General features: G+C 68.8%; 17 protein-coding genes and 2 rRNA genes (1 of these 19 running past the window's edge). 8 read left to right on the top strand and 11 right to left on the bottom strand.

Annotated features, from left to right (window positions below; translation table 11 throughout):
• A 23S ribosomal RNA gene (locus tag OHS18_RS42215) occupies window positions 1-1,818 on the top strand (it extends 1,306 nt beyond the left edge of the window).
• Window positions 1,819-1,900: 82 nt separating this feature from the next.
• Window positions 1,901-2,017: ribosomal RNA gene (rrf, locus tag OHS18_RS42220) — 5S ribosomal RNA — on the top strand.
• A gap of 701 nt (window positions 2,018-2,718) precedes the next feature.
• On the opposite strand, the gene OHS18_RS42225 is transcribed toward rrf, so the two are convergent.
• Together OHS18_RS42225 and OHS18_RS42230 are read right to left on the bottom strand one after the other, a co-directional pair.
• Window positions 2,719-3,930 carry a L,D-transpeptidase gene (locus OHS18_RS42225; RefSeq protein ID WP_328614583.1) on the bottom strand — a complete coding sequence of 404 codons (1,212 nt, stop codon included), beginning with the start codon at window positions 3,928-3,930 and terminating at the stop codon, window positions 2,719-2,721.
• A 103-nt stretch (window positions 3,931-4,033) separates the two neighbouring features.
• A complete protein-coding gene (locus tag OHS18_RS42230; protein ID WP_328443098.1) occupies window positions 4,034-4,903 on the bottom strand; it encodes a patatin-like phospholipase family protein in 870 nt (289 codons plus the stop codon).
• Window positions 4,904-4,973: 70 nt separating this feature from the next.
• Between OHS18_RS42230 and OHS18_RS42235 the strand changes: the two genes are divergently transcribed.
• The 3 genes from OHS18_RS42235 to OHS18_RS42245 all read left to right on the top strand — a co-directional run bounded on the left by OHS18_RS42235 (window position 4,974) and on the right by OHS18_RS42245 (window position 7,383).
• On the top strand, window positions 4,974-5,939 hold the full coding sequence (locus tag OHS18_RS42235; RefSeq protein ID WP_328614584.1) for a LysR family transcriptional regulator: 966 nt from the start codon (window positions 4,974-4,976) through the stop codon (window positions 5,937-5,939).
• Window positions 5,940-6,038: 99 nt separating this feature from the next.
• Complete coding sequence (locus OHS18_RS42240) at window positions 6,039-6,614, top strand: papain-like cysteine protease family protein (RefSeq protein ID WP_328614585.1); 576 nt, start codon at window positions 6,039-6,041, stop codon at window positions 6,612-6,614.
• A 1-nt stretch (window position 6,615) separates the two neighbouring features.
• Window positions 6,616-7,383, top strand: coding sequence for a hypothetical protein (locus OHS18_RS42245; RefSeq protein ID WP_328614586.1), 768 nt, complete (start codon window positions 6,616-6,618; stop codon window positions 7,381-7,383).
• 106 nt (window positions 7,384-7,489) lie between these two features.
• Here the strand turns inward: OHS18_RS42245 and OHS18_RS42250 are convergent, their stop codons facing one another.
• Genes OHS18_RS42250 through OHS18_RS42265 form a run of 4 tightly spaced genes read right to left on the bottom strand, consistent with a single transcriptional unit; the run spans window position 7,490 to window position 10,700 of the window.
• A complete protein-coding gene (locus OHS18_RS42250; RefSeq protein WP_328614587.1) occupies window positions 7,490-8,137 on the bottom strand; it encodes a DedA family protein in 648 nt (215 codons plus the stop codon).
• A 45-nt stretch (window positions 8,138-8,182) separates the two neighbouring features.
• The gene (lipA, locus tag OHS18_RS42255) at window positions 8,183-9,184 is read right to left on the bottom strand and encodes a lipoyl synthase (protein WP_328614588.1); all 1,002 of its coding nucleotides are present in this window, start codon (window positions 9,182-9,184) and stop codon (window positions 8,183-8,185) included.
• A 25-nt stretch (window positions 9,185-9,209) separates the two neighbouring features.
• Window positions 9,210-10,160, bottom strand: a complete 951-nt coding sequence (locus OHS18_RS42260; protein ID WP_328614589.1) for an oxidoreductase — start codon at window positions 10,158-10,160, stop codon at window positions 9,210-9,212.
• Between the two features lie 18 nt (window positions 10,161-10,178).
• Complete coding sequence (locus OHS18_RS42265) at window positions 10,179-10,700, bottom strand: hypothetical protein (RefSeq protein ID WP_328614590.1); 522 nt, start codon at window positions 10,698-10,700, stop codon at window positions 10,179-10,181.
• A 131-nt stretch (window positions 10,701-10,831) separates the two neighbouring features.
• On the opposite strand from OHS18_RS42265, the gene OHS18_RS42270 reads away from it, so the two are divergent.
• Window positions 10,832-11,452 carry a TetR/AcrR family transcriptional regulator gene (locus OHS18_RS42270; protein WP_328443090.1) on the top strand — a complete coding sequence of 207 codons (621 nt, stop codon included), beginning with the start codon at window positions 10,832-10,834 and terminating at the stop codon, window positions 11,450-11,452.
• Window positions 11,453-11,457: 5 nt separating this feature from the next.
• On the top strand, window positions 11,458-12,393 hold the full coding sequence (locus OHS18_RS42275) for an LLM class F420-dependent oxidoreductase (protein ID WP_328614591.1): 936 nt from the start codon (window positions 11,458-11,460) through the stop codon (window positions 12,391-12,393).
• Window positions 12,394-12,456: 63 nt separating this feature from the next.
• Here the strand turns inward: OHS18_RS42275 and lipB are convergent, their stop codons facing one another.
• The 5 genes from lipB to lpdA all read right to left on the bottom strand — a co-directional run bounded on the left by lipB (window position 12,457) and on the right by lpdA (window position 17,990).
• Window positions 12,457-13,200, bottom strand: coding sequence for a lipoyl(octanoyl) transferase LipB (lipB, locus tag OHS18_RS42280; protein ID WP_328614592.1), 744 nt, complete (start codon window positions 13,198-13,200; stop codon window positions 12,457-12,459).
• On the bottom strand, window positions 13,197-13,820 hold the full coding sequence (locus OHS18_RS42285; RefSeq protein ID WP_328614593.1) for a phosphatase PAP2 family protein: 624 nt from the start codon (window positions 13,818-13,820) through the stop codon (window positions 13,197-13,199). Before OHS18_RS42285 ends, lipB begins: the two co-directional genes overlap by 4 nt.
• Complete coding sequence (locus OHS18_RS42290; protein WP_328614594.1) at window positions 13,817-14,692, bottom strand: TIGR01777 family oxidoreductase; 876 nt, start codon at window positions 14,690-14,692, stop codon at window positions 13,817-13,819. The genes OHS18_RS42285 and OHS18_RS42290 overlap by 4 nt, the downstream gene beginning before the upstream one ends.
• A 98-nt stretch (window positions 14,693-14,790) precedes the next feature.
• Window positions 14,791-16,560, bottom strand: a complete 1,770-nt coding sequence (sucB, locus tag OHS18_RS42295; protein WP_328614595.1) for a 2-oxoglutarate dehydrogenase, E2 component, dihydrolipoamide succinyltransferase — start codon at window positions 16,558-16,560, stop codon at window positions 14,791-14,793.
• 56 nt (window positions 16,561-16,616) lie between these two features.
• Window positions 16,617-17,990: a dihydrolipoyl dehydrogenase gene (gene lpdA, locus OHS18_RS42300; protein ID WP_328443084.1), complete on the bottom strand. Its 1,374-nt coding sequence runs from the start codon at window positions 17,988-17,990 to the stop codon at window positions 16,617-16,619.
• A gap of 181 nt (window positions 17,991-18,171) precedes the next feature.
• Between lpdA and OHS18_RS42305 the strand changes: the two genes are divergently transcribed.
• Window positions 18,172-18,516, top strand: coding sequence for an oxidoreductase (locus tag OHS18_RS42305; RefSeq protein WP_328443083.1), 345 nt, complete (start codon window positions 18,172-18,174; stop codon window positions 18,514-18,516).
• Window positions 18,517-18,520 lie beyond the last annotated feature (4 nt).

The raw sequence follows: 18,520 nt of genomic DNA on the forward strand, positions 1-18,520 counted from the left end.
TAGGGGAGCGTCCTGCACCCAGGGAAGCCGTGGCGGAAGCTAGCGGTGGAGGGTGTGGGAGTGAGAATGCAGGCATGAGTAGCGAATGCAGAGTGAGAAACTCTGCCGCCGGATGACCAAGGGTTCCTGGGCCAGGCTAATCCGCCCAGGGTAAGTCGGGACCTAAGGCGAGGCCGACAGGCGTAGTCGATGGACAACGGGTTGATATTCCCGTACCCGAGCATGTGCGCCCATGACGAGGCGTTTGATACTAACCACCCAAAGCGCGCCGGCGAAGTCTTCGGATGGAGTTGGTGTTGTGGAGCGTGGGACCTGATTTCGTAGTAGTCAAGCGATGGGGTGACGCAGGAAGGTAGCTCCGCCAGGCGATGGTTGTCCTGGTGTAAGCGTGTAGGAGAAAGCATAGGCAAATCCGTGCTTTATATACTCTGAGACGTGATGCGTAGCCGTTTGAGGCGAAGTAGAGTGATCCTATGCTGCCGAGAAAAGCCTCTAGTGAGTGCATGCACGGCCCGTACCCCAAACCAACACAGGTGGTCAGGTAGAGAATACTAAGGCGATCGGGTGAACTGTGGTTAAGGAACTCGGCAAAATGCCCCCGTAACTTCGGGAGAAGGGGGGCCAAACATCCTGAAGCTTTTTACAGGCTAGGGGTGGGTGGCCGCAGAGACCAGCGGAAAGCGACTGTTTACTAAAAACACAGGTCCATGCGAAGTCGCAAGACGATGTATATGGACTGACGCCTGCCCGGTGCTGGAACGTTAAGAGGACCGGTTAATCCCTTCGGGGGTGAAGCTGAGAATTTAAGCGCCAGTAAACGGCGGTGGTAACTATAACCATCCTAAGGTAGCGAAATTCCTTGTCGGGTAAGTTCCGACCTGCACGAATGGCGTAACGACTTTCCGGCTGTCTCAACCACAGGCCCGGCGAAATTGCACTACGAGTAAAGATGCTCGTTACGCGCGGCAGGACGGAAAGACCCCGGGACCTTTACTATAGTTTGGTATTGGTTTTCGGTTCGGCTTGTGTAGGATAGGTGGGAGACTGTGAAGCGGTGACGCTAGTTACTGTGGAGTCGTTGTTGAAATACCACTCTGGTCGAATTGGGAATCTGAACCTCGGGCCATGATCTGGTTCAGGGACAGTGCCTGATGGGTAGTTTAACTGGGGCGGTTGCCTCCTAAAGAGTAACGGAGGCGCCCAAAGGTTCCCTCAGCCTGGTTGGCAATCAGGTGTTGAGTGCAAGTGCACAAGGGAGCTTGACTGTGAGACAGACATGTCGAGCAGGGACGAAAGTCGGGACTAGTGATCCGGCACCACCTGGTGGAAGGGGTGTCGCTCAACGGATAAAAGGTACCCCGGGGATAACAGGCTGATCTTGCCCAAGAGTCCATATCGACGGCATGGTTTGGCACCTCGATGTCGGCTCGTCGCATCCTGGGGCCGGAGTAGGTCCCAAGGGTTGGGCTGTTCGCCCATTAAAGCGGCACGCGAGCTGGGTTTAGAACGTCGTGAGACAGTTCGGTCCCTATCCGCCGCGCGCGTAGGATACTTGAGGAAGGCTGTCCCTAGTACGAGAGGACCGGGACGGACGAACCTCTGGTGTGCCAGTTGTCCCGCCAGGGGCATGGCTGGTTGGCCACGTTCGGAAGGGATAACCGCTGAAGGCATCTAAGCGGGAAGCCTGTTCCAAGATGAGGTATCCCACCCTTTGTGGGTTAAGGCCCCCAATAGACCATTGGGTTGATAGGCCAGATATGGAAGCACAGTAATGTGTTGTCGAGTTGACTGGTACTAATAGGCCGAGGACTTGTCTACGAAGGTGTTACGCATCCACTCTACGGTTTCTGAGACACCACACGGCTCCCTGTTTTTTGGGGGTGTGGTTGTTTCGTAGTGTTTCGGTGGTTTTAGCGTCAGGGAAACGCCCGGTCCCATTCCGAACCCGGAAGCTAAGCTTGACAGCGCCGATGGTACTGCAACCGAAGGGTTGTGGGAGAGTAGGACACCGCCGAACATTTTGTTGGGGAAGGGCCTGGCCCGGTCGAGAACCTCTGGTTCTCCCGGCCAGGCCCTTTTTCTATGCCCACACCCCTTCTCTGGCACCCCGGGGTGGCCGGTGTCCGGGTGCCGGTGGTTTGTCGGGTCGCCGCGGTCGGGGTCGTGTCGACCCTCTAAACACGCGAGCCGACTCTCCAGTCACGGGTGTCGGCGTTCTGATCACGTGTCGACCCGCGGATCACGCGAGTCGACTCTCCAGTTACACGAGTTGACCCCAGAATCACGTGTGTCGACTCCTGGATCACGCATGGCGACCTCCGGATCGCGGGTACCGGCCTGCGGATCACGCGAGCCAGCGCCCTCAGGCGGGTGAGTCGGCCCTCCAACTGGTCGACACCAACCTCACGGGTCGGCCTCTGGCCGGGCAGCTGTGGTGCAGGCGCGCGAGTTCCGCCTCGAATCAGGTAAGTCACGGGTCTGATCACACGAGTTCGGGTCCGGCTCACGCGAGACCCGCCACCGTGATGCCAGCCTGAGCGGGCGTCACCCGCAGATCGGGCGAGATGCCCTACGAACACCAGTGATGCCCCGCGGATCACGCGAGCTACCCGTCCAGTCACGGGTGATGCCTCATTGCGCACGGCCTGAGGGTCGAACAGGGCATGAAGAAGGGGCCGGGAGCGAAAGCTCCCGGCCCCTTCGTCGAAACAACCAGAGTTACTTCACGGCCGAGCCGGCTTGCCAGTCGGCCCAGGACTTGGACCAGTCGCCGTACAGGTCCCAGACGGGGAGCTGGGGGCCGCCCGAGTTGGTTACCTCCACGACGTCGCCCAGGCCCAGGTTCTGGAAGAACCACTGGGCGTTCGCGGCGTTCAGGTTGATGCAGCCGTGGGAGACGTTCGAGCTTCCCTGCTGGCCGACGCTGTTCGGGTTCTCGTGGACGAACTCGCCGTCGTTCGAGATCCGCTCCGAGAACTTCTCGTTGGAGCGGTACGCCTTCGGGTCGGGCGGGCAGACGCCGTACGTGCACGAGTCCATCGTGTAGTTGGCCTGCTTGTCCGAAATGATGTGCGCGCCCAAATGCGTCGGGGTCGCGTCCTTGCCCATCGAGATCGGCATGGATTTCACCATGGCGCCGTTGTGGAAGATCTGCATCTGCTCGGTGTTCCCGTCCGCCTTCGCGATCCAGGAATCGTGCACCTTGTACGTCTCCGTGCGGTCTTCCGCGCCGAACACGCCGTTTCCGAAATCGACGCCGTAGATCTTCGCCGTGACCTTCAGCGTGGTGCCGGCCTTCCAGTACTCCTTCGGCCGGTAGTGGACGTTCGAGTCGTCGATCCAGTACCAGCTGCCCTCCTGCTTCGGCGACGACTCCACCGTGAGGGCCTTCTCGACGTCCGCCTTGTTCTTGACGGCGATCTTGCCGAAGCTGAAGACGATCGGCTGCCCCACGCCGACACCCGTGCTCGTCACCGCGGACGGCGCCGGGATCAGGTTGGCGTTGGCCTGCTTCTTCGGGGCGATCGTGCTGATCTGGTTGTCCTGCTCGATCGGCTTCCCGTCGGCGCCCTGGGCGTGCGCGACGATCTTGTACGTCGCGCCGTAGCCGAGCGGCTCGCTGGAGGTCCAGCTGAGGGCGTCCGTCGCCAGCTTGCCGGCCACCGGCTTCCCCTTCGCCGTGTTGGTCACGGTGACGTCGATGAGCTTCCCGTTGGCCGCCTTGACGACGACGGGGGTCGCGGGGTTGACTCCTGTGCCGCCCGCCGGCTCGAACGTCACCGCCACCGCGGTCGCGGATGGCGCCTCGGATCCGGACGTCGGCGCCCCGTTGGTGGGCGAACCACCGTCGTCACCGGACGAGCAGGCGGAAAGCAGCAGTGCTCCGGCGAGAATCCCGGCCACCGAAAGTAAAGTCTTCTTGGGGAGCATATTGTCTCTTTTTGGGAAATTGGGATCGGCGGGCATTACCATCAAAACTACGCGATAGCGATGACGTCCTTCCGACCGGATCGGTGCATCGTCGTGACGTGGATCACGTGACGACCAGGCCAGGTGCGCCGTAAAGCCCCGCACCGGACACCGAGATCCCGTCGAGGAACTCCCGCGCCGCGTCGTACGCCTCGGCTGCCAGCGCGTCCGTGTGGCTGAAGTCCAGCGGGTTCACCCGCACCGGCGCCGGCCCCGGCAGGTAGACCACCGGCACCTGGGACGCCGCGAGCGGCGCCTCCAGCACGGCCTGGTTCCGCATGCTGATCATCGCGGTGAACATCATCACCTCGGCGAACGTCCGCGGCTCGGCCGGCAGCTTCCCGGGGAACGCGCAGTCGAACACCACCAGCGACTGCGCGCCCATCGCCAGCGCTTGCCGCATCGGCACGTTCGCGACGAGCCCGCCGTCGTACAGCAGCCGGCCTTCGTAGGCCACCGGCGGGAAGATCCCCGGGATCGCGCAGCTGGCCAGCAGCGGCTCCAGCAGGGGACCCGTCCGGATCAGCAGCGGCTCGGCCGTGTCGACCTGCGTCGTGACGACGCCGAGCGGCAGCGCCAGGTCCTCGAACCGGCGGCCGGTGCCGACGTGCTCGTTGACGATCTTCGTGAGACCGCTGTTGGGGAACAGGTGCGTCTTGCTCTGCGTCAGCGTCCGGACCCGGCTCAGCACACCGCCGGGGAACGCCTCGTCGCGCGTCATGTGCGCCCAGATCCCGCGCAGTCGCTCGATCGGGTCGTCGTGGGTCAGGGCCAGGACGGCCGCGTTGAGCGAGCCGACCGACGTGCCGACCGCGAGGTCCGGGGTGATCCCGGCTTCGGCGACCGCGCGCAACATGCCGACCTGCATGGCGCCGAGACTGCCGCCACCACCGAGGACGAAGCCGATCGGCCGGGGAAGATCCGCGAGACTCATACCGCCGAATGTAGTAAGCCCGACTTTCGCAGGTCGTGCCGGCCGTGAAGGCGGCGTTAACCTGCTGGACGTGGCCGAGCTGGAACTGCGCCATCTCCGGGCCGTCCGCGCCGTCGCCGACGGCGGCAGTGTGAGCCGCGCGGCCACCGTGCTGGGCGTCAGCCAGCCTGCCCTCACCGCCCAGCTCAAGCGCATCGAACGCATCCTCGGCGGCGACCTGTTCGTCCGCGAGCCCAGCGGCGTGCGCCCGACCGAGCTCGGCCGGTTCGTGCTCGCCCGCGCCGACGCCCTGCTGTCCGACATGCAGGCCCTCGTCGCCACCGCGCGGAGTCACGGCGAAGGTGTCGCGGAGACCCTCAAGATCGGGTACGTGCCGCTGCTCATCATCGGCCGGTTCATCGAAGAGCTGGGGAAGACGCTCGACGTCCAGACGTACGCCGAACCGGCGTCGCTGACGCTCCTGAAGCTGCTCTCGACCGGCCGCGTGGACGTCGCGCTGCTCGAACGGTTCGACGGCACCGAGCCGCACCACTACGCCGGGCTGACCGTGTGGACGCTGGCCACCGAGCCGATCTTCGTCGGGATCGCGCAGGGGCACCCGGCCATCCACGGTGGTGTCGTCGACCTCGCCGATCTGGCCGACGTCGACTGGATCCTGCCGCCGCCGCACGAGAACTGCGTGCGGGTGCGGTTCCTGCAGGCCTGCGCGGCCGCCGGGTTCACGCCGCGGGTGCGGCACTTCACGTCCGAGGCGGGCACCGCCGGCACGCTGATCGCGCAGGGCGCGGTGTGCCTCGCGCAGGCCGCGTCGGCGCCGCCGCCCGGGCTGGTCGCGCTGCCGCTCGCCGGGGACCCGCTGTGGACCACGTTGCTGTTCGCGACGCGGGAGGACGACGCCCGCACGCCGGCGACCGACGAGGTGTTCCGCTGCGCCGAGGTCGCGTACGTGGCGTCGCGGCAGCGGAACCCGCACTTCGCGCGGTGGTGCCGGCAGCATCCGGAGGAACCGGGCGAACGGCTCGTCTCCGCCCGATAGGCGGCATAACGCCGGTGTTATCCCCGCTGGGATTACTGCCCGGCGCGGCAACGGGAGACGCTCACCAGGTCCCCACCTGTTGCCGACAAGGAGCAACGAATGCACCTCAGACGATCACTGTCGATCGGCGTGCTGTGCGTGGCGCTCGCCGGTCTGTCCGCCCCACCCGCGACGGCCGCCGCCGACGTGACGGAGGCCGCCACCACCTTGTCCGTCAGCCAGCTCGTCCAGGAGCAGAACCAGTGGTGCTGGGCCGCGAGCGGCCTGACCATCGCGCGGTTCCTGGGCTACGGCTCGAACGTCAGCCAGAACACCTTCTGCGACTACTCCCGCGGCTACCCGGCCGGCTCGCAGTGCCCGAACCAGGCCGGTGAGCTGACGTACGTGCAGCGCGGCTACCAGGCGCTCGGGCTGCGGCCCGGCACCGTGACCAGCGCGCTGAGCTTCGCGTCCGTGCAGAGCGAGATCACCGCGCGGCGCCCGGTCGAGACGGGCATCTACTGGACGGCCGGCGGCGGCCACGCCCAGGTCATCTACGGCTACGACAGCAGCGGGCTCGTCTACTACGGCGACCCGTGGCCGAGCAGCCGGCGCTACAGCGCGATGGCGCATTCGAGCTACGTCCGCAACGGGCAGTTCCAGTGGGCCCAGTCCCTCTACCGGATCGGGGCGTGACATGAACGTCTTCCGCGGCCTTGTCACCCTTCTCGCCGGCTCCGCGCTGGTGCTCGGTTTCGGCGGCACGGCTTCGGCTTCCGAGCCCTCGAACTCCGATGTCACGGCGGCCGAGCAGGTCCTCGCCTCGGCGGACACGACGGCGAAGCTGTCGTCGTTCTTCGGCCAGCTCGACCGGCGCTCCGGCGTCGCGCGGGCCGACGCGGCGCAGGCGCCCCGGGTCACCGGCGAGCCGTTGCGCGTCTACTCGCTCGACCCCGCGTTCGTCGCCGGGACGCCGGACGCGAAGCCCGCGGCGTTCGCGTACTTCGCCGTGCGGACCCAGGCGTCGACGGGCCGCCAGGCGACGGTCTGGCTCACCCCGGAGCCGGCCGGCTGGGCCGCGACCAACTTCACCACCGGGACCGAAGAGCTGACGTACCCGGCGCAGGCCCACGGTGATCTCGTGTTCACCGAGCCGCAGGTCAACGCGTGGTACCGGATTCGCGAGGGCCGCGTGCTGCCGCTCAACGACCCGGCGCGCTCGCGGGTCGGGGACGGCGTCACGCTCCCGGCGTACCAGCAGCTGGTGCACCGGTTGTACGGCGACAAGCTGCCCGGTTCGGCCTACCGGGCGCAGGGCAAGCTCGGCGGGTACGACCTCGCCACTCCCGCGCCTGCGCCGTCCGGGCCGGGCACCGGTTCCTGGCCGTTCGTCGCCGGTGGGGCGCTGTTGGCGCTCGGTTTGATCGGCTGGGCCACCGGCAAGGCGACGCGCGCCCGTCGCTGACGCCGGGAGGGTGCGGTCCGGCCACCCGGGCCGCACCCTCGTGGACCCGGCTTGTAGGCCGTGAGGGGCACCCTCGGGGCTTTAAGTCCATCTCACGGCATCGCTGTCAGGGGACGCGCTCGGGCTCCGGCTCGGCGGCCGCGAGGGTTTTGCGTTTCTTGAAGCGCAGTAAGAAGAACACCGCGACCGCCACCAGCACACCGACCACGATCAGCCCGCCCGTGTTCAACGCGCCCTCGATGCGTTTGGCCGCTTCGCCCAGGGCGGCGCCGATGCTGATGTGGATCAGGGACCAGCAGAACGCGCCCGCCGCGGCGGCCGGGAGGAACCTGCGGAACGGCAGGCCCGACGTCCCGGCCGCGGCCGGGGTCAGGGTGCGGATCACCGGCAGGAACCTCGCGAAGAACACCGCCCACGCGCCCCGGCGTTCCAGGACGGACGTCGCTTTGTCCCAGCCTTCGAGGCCGTACTTGCGGATCAGCTTCGTCTCGCGCAGCCGCGGTCCGAAGCGGCGGCCGATGACGTAGCCCAGCGCGTCGCCCGCGGTCGCGCAGAGGGTGACGACCGTCCACAGTGCCATGAACCGCGCGACCGTGGTGGCGGTCGTCGCGGCGATGAGCAGGCCGGATTCGCCCGGGGCCAGGAAACCCAGCCCGATCGTGCATTCGGCGAACACCAGGCCGCCGGTCGCGGCGACGAGCCCCGGTTCCGGGAGTCCTTGCAGCCAGCTCAAGAGATCCGAAACCAGGCCCATGCGTGCCACTTTACCGATCCTTTAAGGTCGGTGGTGTGGCGTCGGTCACCGTGCGAGCAGCGACGCGGCTTCCTGCGCGGCGGGGCCTTCGACGGCGAGGTGCTGCAGGTTCTCCGGCAGGACTTCACCGCGGTGGGCCTTGGTCTGGGCGTAGAGCCGTCCCGCGCGGTACGACGACCGCACCAGCGGACCCGCCATCACGCCGGCGAAACCCATCGCCTCGGCGGCCTGGGAGTGCTCGACGAACTCCTCCGGCTTCACCCAGCGGTCCACCGGGTGATGCCGCGGCGACGGACGCAAGTACTGGGTGATCGTCAGGATTTCGCAGCCCGCGTCGACCAGGTCCCGCATCGCCGGCGCGACCTCGTCCGGGGTCTCGCCCATACCGAGGATCAGGTTGGACTTCGTCACCAGGCCCGCTTCGCGCGCGGCCGTAATGACTTCGAGGGACCGCGCGTAGCGGAAGCCGGGACGGATCCGCTTGAAGATCCGCGGCACCGTCTCCACGTTGTGGGCCAGCACCTCCGGCCGCGACCCGAAGACCTCGGCCAGCTGTGCCGGGTCCGCGTTGAAGTCCGGGATCAACAGCTCGACACCGGTACCCGGGTTCAGGTCGTGGATCTGACGCACGGTCTCGGCGTACAGCCACGCCCCACCGTCATCCAAGTCATCCCGAGCGACGCCGGTGACCGTCGAGTACCGCAACCCCATGGCCTGGACGGACTCCGCGACCTTCCGCGGCTCGGTCCGGTCCAGCTCGGCGGGCTTACCCGTGTCGATCTGGCAGAAATCGCACCGGCGGGTGCACTGGTCACCGCCGATGAGGAACGTGGCTTCGCGGTCTTCCCAGCATTCGTAGATGTTGGGACAGCCCGCTTCTTCGCAGACGGTGTGCAGACCTTCGCGGCGTACGAGGCCCTTGAGTTCGGTGAACTCCGGGCCCATCCGCACCCGCGTCTTGATCCACGGCGGCTTCTTCTCGATCGGCGTTTCGCTGTTGCGGACTTCGAGACGCAGCAGCTTCCGGCCTTCAGGCGCAGCACTCACGCCCTCAACCGTACGCCCGTCCGGACTACGCGGGGTCGGGGGTGACGCCCGTCAACTTCGCGGTGAGATCCCACAACGCGGCCCCCAGTGCCTCGCTGCGCGCGGGCGTCAGCGGGTTCACCTTCACGGGGTAACCCCGCAGGCCGCCGACACCCCGCGGGGCAATGTACTCGCCGCCCTCGACGCCGTCCGCGGTGGCCGCGTACAGCTGGGGGAGCGCGCCCATCCGGGGGCCCTGGGCCAGCAGGATCTCGCCGAGCCGGTTGCCGCCGCCGATCACGGCGCGCAGCACCGGGTTGCGGTACGAGCGGGCCATGCCCTGGCCGAGGCCGGTCGAGGTGTAGCCGGGGTGGGCGGCGACGCTGAGGACGTCGTCGCCGGCGGCACGCAGGCGGCGGTCGAGCTCGAGCGCGAACACCTGGTCGGCCAGCTTCGACTGGCCGTAGGCGGCGCCCGGGTTGTAACGGCGGTGCTCGAAGTTCGGGTCGGCGACGTCGATGCGCGCGCCGGTCGCGGCGACGCTCGAGAGCGTGACGACGCGGGCGCCGGCACCACCGCGCAGCGCGGGCAGCAGCAGCCAGGTCAGCGCCGCGTGGCCGAGGTAGTTGGTGCCGAACTGGGTTTCGAAGCCGTCGGCGGTCTTGCCGCGCGGCGTCATCATCAGCCCGGCGTTGTTGATCAGGAGGTCCAGCTTGCCGCCGGTGAGCTCGCGCACCGACGCCGCGGCTTCGCGCACCGAAGAGAGGTCGGCCAGGTCCAGTTTCACCAATTCGGGTGCGGCGCCCGAAGTCGCCGCGCGCACCTGCTCCAAGGCCTTCGCGCCGCGTTCGGCGGACCGGCACGCGAGGAGCACGCGGGCCCCCTTGCCCGCGAGCACCTCGGCCGTGCGGAGGCCGAGGCCGGAGTTCGCGCCGGTGACCACCGCGGTGCGGCCGGTCTGGTCGGCGATGTCGGCTTCGGCCCAACGCTCAGTCATGCGTGTACTTAACTCCTGTCACGCGCTCGGCGCGAGCAGGCGGCGCAGGTGTCCCATCACCGGACGGCGACGGGCGGATTCCTCACGGCTCGTGCGCAGCAGCGCCTCGAGGGTGCGGCCCACCTGGACGATCTCGTCGGCCGGCTCACGCGGGTCGGCCAGCCCGGAGGTGACGGCGAGCATCCGCAGCTCGCCTTCGTGCATGCGGCGCAGCGACGCGTGGCGCTTGAGCCCGCCGTCGAGCACCGCGCGCAGCGTCTCGTACTCCTCGACGGTGGCGCGCCAGGCGCGCGTGACGGCGTCGACGTGGTCGCCCAGGCCGTCGGCGTCGTCCGGGTCGGTGACCTCGGTGCGCAGCCGGCCGGCCAGCACCTGCGTCCACTTGTACTGGAGGGCGGCGAGGACGTTCTCTTCGCCGCCGAAGTGGTCTTCGGCCCCGGGTACCTCGTCGAGCGGCAGCGGCGCGCCCGGGTTCCGGCCCGCTTGGCGGACGGTGGCTTCGAGGATTTCCTGACGTCGGTAGAAGTCGGTCCAGCTCATGGTGTGGCTCCCCTTCCGTGGCGGGGGTCATACCGCGGGTCTGCGGCATACTCCCGGTACGGACCTGACCCGGCGAACATACCATGGGTATGGAGAGATCCTCCGGGCGTAAAGTTGTGAAGGTGGCGACAATGAGGTCCAGGCGACTCGACTACTCCGAGTCGACGCGGTCGGCGCTGGTCGACAGCGCGGTGGAACTGATCACCAAACGCGGCTACGCGGGTACCTCGCTCGACGAGATCGCCAAACGCGCCCGCGTCACCAAGGGTGCGCTCTACCACCACTTCAGCGGCAAGCAGGCTCTCTTCGAGGCCGCGTTCGACTCGGTCGAAAGCCTCGTCTACGACCGTCTCGACAAGATCATGACCGGTGAAGGCACGCCCTGGGAGCGGGCTCTGGGCGGGCTCAACGCGTTCATCCGCGCCTGTCTCGACCCCGCCTACCAGCGGATCGCCATCCACGAGGCGCCGGTCGTGATGGGCTGGGAGCGCTGGCGTGAAGCCGAGGAGCGGTGCAGCTTCGGGCTCGTGCGGTCCGGGCTGCAGTCGCTGATCGACGCGGGCGAGGTCGAGCCGGTGCCGGTCGAGGTCACCGCGCGGCTGCTGTTCGGCGCGCTGTCGAGCGCGGCCACCGAGATCGCCAGCTCGCCGGACCCGAAGAAGGTCGGCGCCGAGATCGAGGACGTGATCGTCCGCATGCTGGTCCGGCTGCGGCGCACCGACGGCGAAGAGGCCACTCCGTCTATAGGCTGATCTTCGTGGACTTGAGGATCTTCACCGAGCCCCAGCAAGGGGCCAGCTACGACGACCTGCTGCGCGTCGCCAAGGCGACCGAAGCCGCCGGCTACGACGCTTTCTTCCGCAGCGACCACTACCTGAAGATGGGCTCGGCCGACGGCCTGCCCGGCCCGACCGACGCCTGGATCACCCTGGCCGGCCTGGCCAGGGAGACCAGCCGGATCCGGCTCGGCACGCTCGTCACCGCGGCGACCTTCCGCTATCCGGGGCCCCTGGCCATCTCGGTGGCGCAGGTCGACCAGATGTCCGGCGGCCGGGTCGAGTTCGGGTTCGGCGCCGGCTGGTACGACGCCGAACACGACGCGTACGGCCTCACGCTGCCGCCGCTGAAGGAGCGCTTCGACCGCTACGCCGAGCAGCTCGAGATCATCACCGGACTGTGGAAGACGCCGGCGGGGGAGACCTACTCCTTCAAGGGTGACCACTACACGCTGACCGACTCGCCGGCGCTGCCGAAGCCCGCCCAGTCGCCGGCGCCGCCGGTGATCATCGGCGGCTCGGGCAAGAAGCGCACCCCGGCGCTGGCCGCGCGCTTCGCCGACGAGTTCAACCTCCCGTTCGCCGACCAGGAGACCGCGGCCGCGCAGTTCGCCCGCGTCGAGGCGGCGGCCCAGGAGATCGGCCGCGACCCGAAGGAGATCCTGCGCTCGGTGGCGCTGGTCGTCGGGGTCGGCCGGGACGACGCCGAGGTCGAGCGCCGGGCGTCGGCGATCGGGCGCGACGTCGACGGGCTGCGGAAGAGCGGCTTGGCCGGCTCGCCCGCCGAGGTCGTCGACCGGATCGGCCAGTGGCGCGAGAAGACCGGGATCACCCGCGTCTACCTGCAGCTGCTGGACCTGTCCGACCTGGACCAGATCGACCTCATCGCGTCCGAGGTCGCACCCCAGCTGGACTGAGCTTCAAAGCCGTGAATGGCACATCGAGGGACTCAGAGTCCCTCGATGTGCCATTCACGGCTTTCAGTTCTGGAGGGCGAAGGTGACGCCCGCGGCCTGCGGGGCCTCGGGGCGGGGGAGCCAGCGGTCGTCGCTCACCGGGAGCTCGCCTTCGAGGGCCGCGAGGACGGCGTCGCGGGCCAGCGGCAGGACCGCTTCCACGCTGACGTCCTTCTGCAGCTCGTACGACAGCGACGTCACGCCCGCGTCGCGGATGCCGCACGGCACGATGCTGTCGAACGCGGCCAGGTCGGCGTCGCAGTTCAGCTCGAAGCCGTGCATCGTCACGCCGCGCTGGACGCGGATGCCGATCGCGGCGATCTTGCGCTCGATGCCGCGCTCGTCGGCCGGGATCCAGACGCCGCTGCGGCCTTCGACGCGCCCGGTGTGCACCCCCAGCTGATCGCACACGTGGATCAGCGCCTCCTCGAGCCGCCGCACGTAGTGCACGACGTCGATCGGGTCGGCGAGCTTCACGATCGGGTAGCCGACCAGCTGGCCGGGGCCGTGCCAGGTGATCTTGCCGCCGCGGTCGACGTCGATCACCGGGGTGCCGTCCGTGGGCCGGTCGGCGGGCTCGGTGCGCTTCCCGGCGGTGTAGACCGACGGGTGCTGCAGCAGGAGCATCGTGTCGCCGGCGGTGCCGTCGGCCCGGGCGGTGAGCGAGCTCCGCTGGAGCTCCCAGGCCTCGGTGTAGTCGATCGTGCCGAGCTCGCGGACGTCGACGGGTTCGGTGCTGGCGCGGCAGGAAATCCGGGAAGAACTCACCCGTCGAGGCTACGCTCGTCACCCGCCGGAAGCAGGCGCAAGGCGCACGCTGAGAGCAGCCCGACACCGGTCACGGCCAGCACCGCGCCGATCGTGTCGGTGACCCAGTGCACGCCCAGCAGCACGCGGAAGACGGCGATCAGCACGGTGGCCACGACGACCGCCACCGCGACCCGCTTCACCAGCCGCGGCCACAACCACGCGCACAGCAGGAGCAGGACGAACCCGGTGCTCGCCACCGACGTCACGTGCCCGCTCGGGTAGCTCAGGTCCGGGTAGTCGCGTGGGCGTTCGCGCAGGAAGATCGGCTTGAACACCAGGCTGGTCAGCCGGCAGAGCACCAGCACGACCGCGAGCCGGACGCACAGGCCGAGGTGCTCGCGGCGACGCAACGCCAGCGCCACCAGCGCCGTGCCGAGGACGAACGGGAGCACCGGGCCGAGGACGTCGCTGCCGGCCTGGGCGACCCGCCCGAGCGGCCGGGCGTAGACGCCGTGGAGGGCGTCGGACACGGCGACGTCGAGGGCGAGCGGCTGCCGCGCGACACTCAGCCCGAGCAGGACGAACGCGATCGAGAGCACGACGCCGACGACGAGCCAGCGCCGGATCGGGACGGTCATGCCGCCGCGAGCGCGCTGTCCAGCGTCGGGCGCCGGAACTCGTAACCGGAGCTGACCAGGGCGGCCGGGACGGCCCGCTGGCCGAACAACGCCATCTCCTCACCGGCCTGGCCGAGCACCGCCTTGAGCGCGAACCCGGGCACGAACCACGGCGCGGGCCGGTGCAGGGCGCGGCCCACCGCGCGGGTGAACTCGGCGTTGGTCACCGGCGCGGGCCCGGTCAGGTTCACCGGCCCGGACAGCGAGTCGTGCGTGAGGGCGTGGACGATCGCGCCGACCTCGTCCTCGAGGGCGATCCACGGCATGTACTGCTTGCCGTCGCCGAGCCGCGCGCCCAGGCCCAGCCGGAACAACGGCCGCAGCGTGCCGTAGAGCCCGCCCTTCGCCGAGAGCACCAGCCCGGTCCGGACGTGGACGACCCGCGCGTCGCGGGCCGCCGCCGTCGCGGCTTCCCACTCCGCGCACAGCTCGGCCAGGAACCCTTGCCCGCGCGGGGAGTTCTCGTCCACAGAGGACGGTCCAGGATCGCCGTAGTAGCCCACGGCGGACGCGTTGACCAGGACGCCGACGCCGTGTTCGGCGACGGCTTCGGCGAGCACCTCGGTCGGCTCGACCCGGCTGTCGGTGAGCTGCTGCTTGCGCATCGCGCTCCACCGGCCGGGGAACAGCGGCTTGCCGCCCAGGTTGACGACGGCGTCCACGCCGTCGAACGCGCCGGCGGTGATGGTGCCGGCCGGCGGGTCCCAGCGGTGTTCGTCCGCTGCCCGGGTTTCGCGCCGCACCAGCTTGCGGACGTCGTGGCCGTCGCGCCGCAGGCGTTCGCCCAGCGCCGACCCGATCAAGCCGCTCGCTCCGGCGATCAGTACTCGCATGGGTCGATCGTCGCCTATCCGGTGCCCGGCCGCATTCCCGGCCCGGAAACGGCGAAGGCCGCCACGGGAGTTCCGTGGCGGCCTTCGACCTGCTTGAGTCAGAGACCGAGCTCGTCCTCGAACTTGCCCTCTTCCAGACGCTGCTTGATCGTCATCAGGAAGCGGCCCGCGTCGGCCCCGTCCACCAGGCGGTGGTCGTAGGTCAGCGGGAGGTACGCCATCGAGCGGATGGCGATGGTGTCGTTGCCGTCGGCGTCGGTCGCGACGATCGGGCGCTTGACGACCGCGCCGGTGCCGAGGATGCCGGACTGCGGCTGCACGATGATCGGCGTGTCGAACAGGGCGCCGACGCTGCCGATGTTGGTGATGGAGAACGTGCCACCGGACAGCTCGTCGGGCTTGATCTGGTTGGCCCGCGCCCGGCCCGCCAGGTCGGCGATGCGGTGCGCGATACCGGCCAGGCTCAGCTCACCGGCGTCGTGGATCACGACCGAGAGCAGGCCGCGCTCGGTGTCCACCGCGATGCCCAGGTGCACGGCGCCGTGGTAGGTGATCTCCTTCGTGTCCTCGTTGTAGGACGCGTTGACGTTCGCGTGCTGCTTCAGCGCCTCGACGGTGGCCTTCGCGAAGAACGGCAGGAACGTCAGGTTGACGCCCTCGCGCTCCTTGAAGGCACCCTTCGCCCGCTGACGCAGCTTGGCGATCTTGGTCACGTCCACTTCCTGGACCTGCGTGAGCTGCGCGGCGATCTGCAGCGACTCGCGGGTCTTGGTGGCCGTGATCTGGCGGATCCGGCTGGCCTTCTGCACGGTGCCGCGCAGCGCCTGGATCTCCGGGGAGACCGAGACGGCGGTCGGGCGCGGGGCCGCCGGGGCCGAAGCCGCCGCGGGAGCCGGCGCCGCCGGGGCCGCGGCAGCCGGGGCCGGAGCGGCCGCCTTCTGCTTCTCCTCGGCCGCGGCCAGGACGTCCTGCTTGCGGATCCGGCCGCCGACACCGCTGCCGGTCAGGCTCGACAGGTCGATGCCGTGCTCCGACGCGAGCTTGCGCACCAGCGGCGTGACGTACGGGCCGTCGGCCGAGCTTTCCTTCGGCGCGGCCGCGGCGGGAGCGGGCTCGGCCTTCGGCTCGGGCTTCGGTTCCGGCTTGCTCTCCTGGACCGGCTCGGGCTTGGGCTCGGGCTTCGGTTCCGGCTTGGACTCCTGGACCGGCTCCGGCTTGGACTCCGGCTTGGACTCGGCCTTCGGCGCGGCGTTCGCGTCGCCGATCACGGCCAGCACGCCGCCGACCTCGACGGTCTCGTCCTCGCCCGCGCGGATCTCCAGCACCGTGCCGGCGACCGGCGACGGCACCTCGGTGTCCACCTTGTCGGTGGAGATCTCGAGCAGCGGCTCGTCGACCTCGACCGAGTCGCCGACCTGCTTCAGCCAGCGCGTGACGGTGCCCTCGGTGACGCTCTCGCCCAGCTCGGGCAGCTTCACCTCGGTGCCTTCGCCACCGGCGGCCGGCGCGGTGTCCGGCTTGCTCGGCGCGCTGTCCTGGGCCTGCGGCTCAGGCGTGGATTCGGGCTCGGGCTCCGGCTCGGACTTCTGCTCTTCCTGCGCCGGGGCGGAGGACTCGGGCGCGCCGCCGGAACCGTCGTCGATCACGGCCAGCTCGGCGCCGACCTCGACAGTCTCGTCTTCGGCGGCGCTGATCTTCACGACCGTGCCCGCCACCGGGGAGGGCACCTCGGTGTCGACCTTGTCGGTCGAGATCTCGAGCAACGGCTCGTCGACCTCGACGGTGTCGCCCTCCTGCTTAAGCCACCGGGTGACGGTGCCTTCGGTGACGCTCTCCCCGAGCTCCGGCAGTGTGACGGAGTAGGCCATCGTTCGCTGACTCCTCTTTCAAGATTCTGCGTGGTCTGGATTCTGCTGGTGAGACGTCAGCTGTGCACGTGCAGCGGCTTGCCGGCCAAGGCAAGGAACGCTTCACCGAGGGCCTCGGTCTGGGTGGGGTGGGCGTGGATGAGCGGGGCGACGTCCTCGGGGAAAGCTTCCCAGCTGTAGATCAGCTGCGCTTCGCCGATGAGCTCGCCGACGCGGTCGCCCACCATGTGTACACCCACGACGGGCCCGTCGGGTGCCTTGACCAGCTTGACCCCACCGGAGGTCTTGAGGATCTGGCTCTTGCCGTTGCCGCCGAGGTCGTAGGTGAACGTGGTGACGTCCGAGCCGTACTTCTCCTTGGCCTGCGACTCGGTCAGCCCGACCGACGCGACCTCCGGGTGCGAGTAGGTGACCCGCGGGATGCCGCTCTCGTCGATCTCGCGCGGGGCCAGCCCGGCGATCTCCTCGGCGACGAAGATGCCCTGCTGGAAGCCGCGGTGCGCGAGCTGCAGGCCGGGGACGATGTCGCCGACGGCGTAGACGTTCGGCAGGTTGGTGCGCAGCCGGTCGTCGGTGAGGACGAAGCCGCGCTCGATCTTGACGCCGGCCTCCTCGTAACCGTGGCCGGCCGAGTTCGGCCCGCGGCCGACGGCGACCAGGAGCAGGTCGGCTTCGAGAGTCTCGCCGGATTCCAGCGAAACGCTCACACCGTTGTCGTCCTGCTTCGCGCCGGTGAACCGCACGCCGGTCTTGAAGGCGATCTTGCGGCGGCGGAAGGCCCGCTCGAGCTGCTTGGAGGCGAACTCGTCCTCGTTCGGGACCAGCCGGGGCAGCGCCTCGACGATGGTGACGTCCACGCCGAAGGAGGCCCAGACGCTGGCGAACTCGACACCGATCACGCCGCCGCCCAGGACGACGACCTTCTTGGGGACGTAGTCCAGGGCGAGGGCCTGCTCGCTGGCGATCACGCGGCCGCCCAGCTCGAGCCCGGGCAGCGTGCGCGAGTACGAACCGGTGGCGAGGATGACGTTCTTGCCGGTGTAGCGGGTGCCGTCCACCTCGACGGTCGTGCCGCCGACGAACGTGCCGCTGCCCTCGACGAGGTTCACCTTGTGCGCCTTGGCCAGGCCTTGCAGGCCCTTGTACAGGCGGGAGACGATCCCGTCCTTGTACTTGTTGACCCCGGCGATGTCGATGCCCTCGAAAACGGCCTTGACACCGACGGACTCGGCTTCGCGGGTTTCGTCGGCGACCTCGGCCGCGTGCAGCAGTGCCTTGGTCGGGATGCAGCCCCGGTGGAGGCAGGTCCCGCCGAGCTTGTCCTTCTCGATCAACGTGACGGAAAGGCCCAGCTCGGCCGCGCGGAACGCCGCGGCGTAGCCGCCCGATCCGCCTCCCAGGATCACGAGGTCGGCGGAGGTGTCGGTCACTTCAATAGCTCCTCGGCAAGCAGTGGGGTGGTGCTCTGTCGTCGCCCCTGCCCGGTATAACCGCGCGCGCGACACCGCCATCTTGTCACTACGCCGGACGGGGCTGCGACCTAGCCGGGTGTGCGACGCCGACCACACGCGCGCTCCGGGATAATGAGCAGTCAAAGTACCCGGAGGAGAGGTGGTCGCGGTGGGGCTCTTCGACTCGCTGCGCAGGCGCGCCAAAGGCGGGCAGAAGGCCGGCACGCTGCGGAAAGCCAACACCGAGGACACCAAGCACCTCGAAGAGTGGGCTGCCTCGCGGCGCGGGGTGGAGGCATTCGTCGAGCCGAAGACGAACGTCACCGAGACCACAGTGGTGTTGGTCGCCCACGACGGCGAGTGGACCCGGCGCCGGATCAGCAGCCTCGACGCTGCGCAGAACTTCGGCCAGCGCCGCTCGATCCCGGTCTACGAGGTCGCGCGGATCGGCTACCCGAAGCGGATGCGCGAGTACACCGAACGCAAGAAGCGCGGCCAGGTCTAGGCAC

Source organism: Amycolatopsis sp. NBC_00355 (genome assembly GCF_036104975.1).
GTDB lineage: Bacteria > Actinomycetota > Actinomycetes > Mycobacteriales > Pseudonocardiaceae > Amycolatopsis.